Here is a 5,502-nt window from a genome sequence, read left to right as displayed (position 1 = left end):
GGAAAAGTTATGGCTACAAAACTCGGAACACTCACTCTTGATCTGGTTGCAAAGATTGGCAACTTTACACAAGGAATGCGCCAAGCATCATCCTCGGCGGAGCGTGAAATGCAACGCGCCAGTAGTAGTGTGAATGTCATGAATGGCATGCTTGGGAAATTGGCAGCTACAGCGGGCGCTGCATTTTCTGTCAACCAAATCAAGAATTATGCAGATAGCTACACTGGCATGGTAAATAAGCTAAAACTTGTTACTAGTACGCAGTCTGAACTCAGCCGAGCAATGGACGATACCCATAAAATTGCACAGGCCACGGCTTCAGACTGGAATGGGGTTTTGGATGTTTATACAAAATTCCAAGGGTTGTCTAAACGCCTAGGCATCGATCAATCTGAAGTTGCGAGAATCACCGAAACAGTAACTAAAACCGTATCAATGTCAGGGCAAAGCGCAGCAGCTTCAGAGGCAGCTTTGCTGCAATTTGGTCAGGCGCTAAATACAGGCTTGTTGCGTGGTGCGGAGCTAACCTCTGTTTTATCTCAAGCACCTGCGCTTGCAAAGGCTCTAGCTGATGGTATGGGAGTTGCTGTTGGTGATCTTAAAAAATTAGGTGAAGAAGGAAAAATTACATCTGAAGTGATGCGCGATGCCTTGCTTAAGATGAGCGGTAGTGTTGATGCTGAATATGCAAAAACAGCAACTACAATTTCAGCCTCTTTTAACCTAATAACGACTGAAGCGACCAAGCTGATTGGGGAGTTTGATTCTGCCACTGGTGCATCCAAAACCTTTGTGGAGGGCATCACAACACTTTCTGAAAACATGGAAGGGGTTGTCAATAGTATGATGGTGGGCGCTGCATTTATGGCTGGAACCTATATTCCAGCTATATACAGCACTATTACAGCGGGGTATGCAAAAACTAAACAGCTTATTGACCAGACTGCAATTCAGTATGGTGCAATTAATGCGGAGCGTGCTGCGGCTGCGTCAGCCTTGGCGCAAGCTCAAGCTCAGATTGTGAATACACGCTCGACATTAACAGCGCTGGCGGCCGAAAAAGCCCTAGAGGTACAGAGGTTGCAAGCGCAGATTAATGCTGCGGGTAGAATGGCTACAACAACACGTATGGCTCAATTGCGTCGAATTGAAGCGCAAGCAACCGCTGAGCTTGTAGCAGCAGAAACAGCTTTGGCGGCAGCAAGAGCAAGATCCGCAGCAGCAGGAACTGCTAGTGCTGGTGTTGGTCGGGCTGCACTTGGGGTTCTTTTTGGCCCTGTTGGTATGGGGGTTGCTATTGCAACTGTAGCAGCTGGCTATCTGTTAATGAAAGGCAATGCTGATAAGGCCACCGCTTCAATTGATACTCAGGGCCAATCAGTTAGCGATCTGATTGAAAAATATCAAGAGCTAAATACACTTCAGCGAGACAACGAGACTAGGGCACTTGCTCAGCAGGTCGAAGACCTGAGCCTTAAGTACCGTGTGGCTGCATCTGATCTATTTGCCTTCATGGAAGGTTTGCCGATAGCAGACGAGAAGATTAACACCTTCAAAAAGCTCAATAGCGAACTATCTCAAGGCAGAATTGACAGCAACGAATACTATGAAGCGATTAAGAACGTAAATATTCTTACCGATGATCAGCTTGCAAAAGTAAGTAAATTAATCGGAGCTTATTCTGACAACAAGAAGGAGTTGAAAGCAGCAGAACGAGCACAGGACGCTTTAGAGAAGTCGATGAAAAAGACGACCAAAGAGGTCAAAGAGCAGGCCGCTGGAGTGGGCGAATTAAGTGAGGAAATTAAAAAACTTCTAAAAGCATCTGGTCAAAACATTAAGGATTCAGCAATTACTTCTGCTTTAGCAAGTCGTGGCTATAACGACACCATGATCGAGCTGGCTAAAAAGTACCTTAATGTTGAGGGGGCGATTGTCAAAAATGAACAAGGCAGATTATCTCTTAGGGCTGATCTGCAAAAAATGTTTACTACTGAATATAACGAGGTTATGAGGGCTAAAAACGCCACTGATGCTCGAAATGAAGCTGAGAAAAGGATAACCCAAGAGAAGGAAAAGCAAGCCAAGCTGACCAAGGCAAGCACAATTGATGCGGTGATTTCAAGCGGCGAGGGAAATTACAATTCTGTGAATCTTGGGCAGAAAGGGGGGTATAAGGCCAGCACTCGGAATCTGACTGATATGACTGTGGCTCAAATTCTTTCCGCTCAGAGAGCAAAGGAATTTAATGCTGCTGGTAAATATCAAACCATTAATTCAACACTCCAAGAGGCTGTTGATAAAGGCGTTGTATCAAGTGCTGAGAAATTTACTGCTGAGGTTCAGGAAAGAATCTTTAAGCAGTATTTAGTTGCCATAAAGCGGCCTGAAATCAAAGGATTTATTACAGGAAGCAATAACGCCACCTTGAATGATGCGCTGCTGGGCTCAGCAAAGGAGTTTGCCTCTGTTGCCAACCCAAGCACTGGCAAGTCCTACTATGCTGGTCAGGGCAATAATAAAGCCTCTATTTCCGCTGAGAAAATGACTGAATCGCTGCTTGCTCAACAGAAAGTCTATCGTGAAAATATTGCGCTTGGCATGGATTCTGAGCAGGCATGGCTTAAAAGTTTCAACGCATCAACCACCGTGGTTAAAACGGAGGAGGTTGATCTTGATAAATTCCTTGAGGATATGATCAAGAGAAAACAGGAGCAAGCCGACGAGCAGAAGGCTATTCAAGTCAGCTACTACAACGAATGGCAAAATCTTGAATACGATAACCAAGAAAGAATCAAGGAGATCGAAAAAGCTTTTGCTACTGATCCAACAGAGCGCGACCGTCTTTTAGGACTTCAACAGAAGGCTTATGAAGATGATGTGGCTAATTGGATTAAGGCTCAGGACGAGCGTGTAAAAGCTGAGAATGAGGCGAATCAGCAGATACTTGCAGATCGATATAAATTCTTGAACGATTCTGTGGCGATGTATGATCGGATTGCTGGGCTGTCGTCAGGTGCGGATGAAATATTCGCACGAGCCACTATGTCACCAGAAGTTTACGGTCAATGGTCGCTAGCAAATGACCGATCAAATTCTCAAGCGGCTTTAAAGAAAGATCGGGTAGGTGTTGAGCAGGACATCATGACCAGTAATCTTTATTCAACTGATGATGAGCGCTATGAGGCTCTTAAAGAGGCACATCAGCAATATCGTGATGGTTTGGCTGCAATTGATGTTAAGTATTATCAAGGCTTAGAGGATCTGCAAAACCAAACACAAGCTGCATCTTTAGCTGGATATGGTGCAATGTTCGGCATGATGGGTTCAATGCTCGATGCATATGGAGCAAAAGAAAGTACAGCTTACAAAGTTGCATTCGCCATGCAAAAAGGGTTTGTTCTTTCAAGTGCGATATTAAATGCGAAAGGCGCAATCATGTCGGCGTGGAATGACCCATCCAATGTGACTATGTGGCAAAAGATAGCGGGCGCGGCAGCGGTTGCAGTACAAACCAATGATCTAATGTCTGCGATCCAAGGTGTGGCCTTGAGCGGCATGGCCCACGACGGTATCGACAATATCCCGAAAGAAGGCACATGGTTGCTAGATAAGGGTGAACGTGTTGTTGATAGTCGAACCAATGCTGATTTGAAGAACTATCTTGCGAATGGCGGTGGATCAGGTGGTGATGTTTATTACACACAAACCATTCATATTGCATCTGATGGATCTGCAACCAGTGAATCGGATGCCAAGCAATTAGGAAAAATGATGGAAAATATGACTCTGAGCGTAATTCGCAGAGAGCAACGTCAGGGCGGGTTATTGGCGAAGTAGATTATTCCACCAATTTCAAGTACAAAAAGAACTCCTACTTTTAAGGAGTTTTATTTTGACTGAAAGAAATGGCTACTATGCTGAACAAAATGCAAAGGCTATGGCACATGCTATTAATGGCAATCCAGAAATCACAGAGCCAATCCGTGCTTATGAGTTTTTCTGTAAGTGCATTAATGAAATGCCAAGCTATGCGACCATGCCTGAAGGTGCGCTCTTATTTCGCCTAAATGGTAGTGAGGTGCTTGTGCAAGATGATGAAAGAAGGCTCGATCCCTTGGTGGAGGTGATCGAGCGAATTGTCTTTGAGTTGTATTACTCAAAACAGAAGTAACTTAACTTTACCACAGAGACCTCGCTTAATGCGGGGTCTTTTATTTGGAGCCAATAATGAACGCTAGTGCAATACAGTACACCGATTCAAATTCAATGATTCATATTTCCAAGTCTTACAATCTTGTTTGTGAATATGATGGTAATAAACCAGATCAAATTGAAATACCTGAATTAAATCTGGTTCTAAAAAAGGGCAACTGGCTTATCAAGGTTGAGGGAAACTTTCTTGTTTGCGAGAACAATACACGCTCTGCTTTATACGGAGATGCTCACCCTGTAGTTAATCCCGAAGTGAGGTTTAAAAAAGATCTTAGTCAAGCAATCAGTAACTCAATCAAGTCTGTGATTCGTCAAGAACAACGACAAGGGGGATTATTAACAACAGAATCTAAAGACAATGTTTCCGATGTCGACTCCACCACAATTAAGGATTGTAGAAAGCGCTTTCAGGTGAAGATTGATAAAAACAGTATTATTGCTGGCAACAAGTTTTCAGAAGGTGGCTACATCAAACCCCCATACATCACTGAAATGGAAAATCAGATTAATGCGCTTTCAGCTATGGTTTCAGCATTGGAATGCCGTCTTAATGTCCTGAGTGGTGGGAAATGAGCAATCAAAAATTCACATGGTGCAATGACCTAGACGGAAACTCCCAAACCTCAAGCTTTAAAGTCCTTCAGTCCAGTTTTGGCGATGGATATACACAGCGAACAAGTGTTGGGATTAACAATAGGTCAGGCACATGGGCATACAAGAAAACTGGCAAGAAGGCTTTGATACAAGAGATCAAGGCCTTTTTTGATGCACATAAGGGTGCTGATTCCTTTCTATGGGATTCACCTTTAGATGGTGAGGTTCGAGTGGTCGCAGGGGATTATATGCCGGTCAGTTTAGGTGGGGATGTTTGGTCAATCTCCACCACATTCACCCAAGACTTTAAACCTTAACTTCAATCAATTTTATGCCCCACATGTTGGGGCTTTTTTGTGAGTAAAATATGGCTATTCAAACTGCAAATTTAGGTACACCGCCAAGTGGCGCTGGTGGTGATACTTTCCGCTCTGCTGCTGCAAAATATAATGAAAACTTTACTAATAATGCGCATGCTGCAAGTCGTCAAGTTGGCACAGCACCAGGAAACGTGATGGAAGTCGGGGCGTTTGGGCTTGGTGAGAATGCAGTGGTTGTTAATAACGATACTTTGTTAACTGCATTGAGAAAAGGCTTTATTACGATAGGTAACCAACCCGCAATTGTTTATGGGCAGCAGTTCGGAGCAGCGTTTAACGGCATACTTAGATTGCCAACTGCAGGACAAAGTGA

General features: G+C 43.9%; 4 protein-coding genes and 1 pseudogene. All 5 read left to right on the top strand.

All coding sequences use genetic code 11. From position 1 onward, the window contains the following. Positions 1–9 precede the first annotated feature (9 nt). Positions 10–3,840 (top strand): tape measure protein, encoded by a 3,831-nt coding sequence (locus F891_RS08600; RefSeq protein WP_005263157.1) that lies wholly within the window; start codon positions 10–12, stop codon positions 3,838–3,840. A gap of 55 nt (positions 3,841–3,895) precedes the next feature. Beyond that, positions 3,896–4,174 carry a hypothetical protein gene (locus F891_RS08595; RefSeq protein WP_005263155.1) on the top strand — a complete coding sequence of 93 codons (279 nt, stop codon included), beginning with the start codon at positions 3,896–3,898 and terminating at the stop codon, positions 4,172–4,174. Positions 4,175–4,230: 56 nt separating this feature from the next. Beyond that, positions 4,231–4,788 (top strand): hypothetical protein, encoded by a 558-nt coding sequence (locus F891_RS18290; RefSeq protein ID WP_005263151.1) that lies wholly within the window; start codon positions 4,231–4,233, stop codon positions 4,786–4,788. After that, entirely contained in the window at positions 4,785–5,126 is a 342-nt protein-coding gene (locus F891_RS08585) for a phage tail protein (protein WP_005263149.1), read from the top strand. Before F891_RS18290 ends, F891_RS08585 begins: the two co-directional genes overlap by 4 nt. A 50-nt stretch (positions 5,127–5,176) precedes the next feature. Next, positions 5,177–5,502: pseudogene (locus F891_RS18165) on the top strand (phage tail protein); the annotation flags it as partial.

It is taken from the genome of Acinetobacter sp. CIP 101966 (genome assembly GCF_000369725.1).
Lineage (GTDB): Bacteria > Pseudomonadota > Gammaproteobacteria > Pseudomonadales > Moraxellaceae > Acinetobacter > Acinetobacter lwoffii_Q.
The sequence above is the reverse complement of the archived record's forward strand: the minus strand, read 5'-3'. Positions and strand labels throughout refer to the sequence as shown.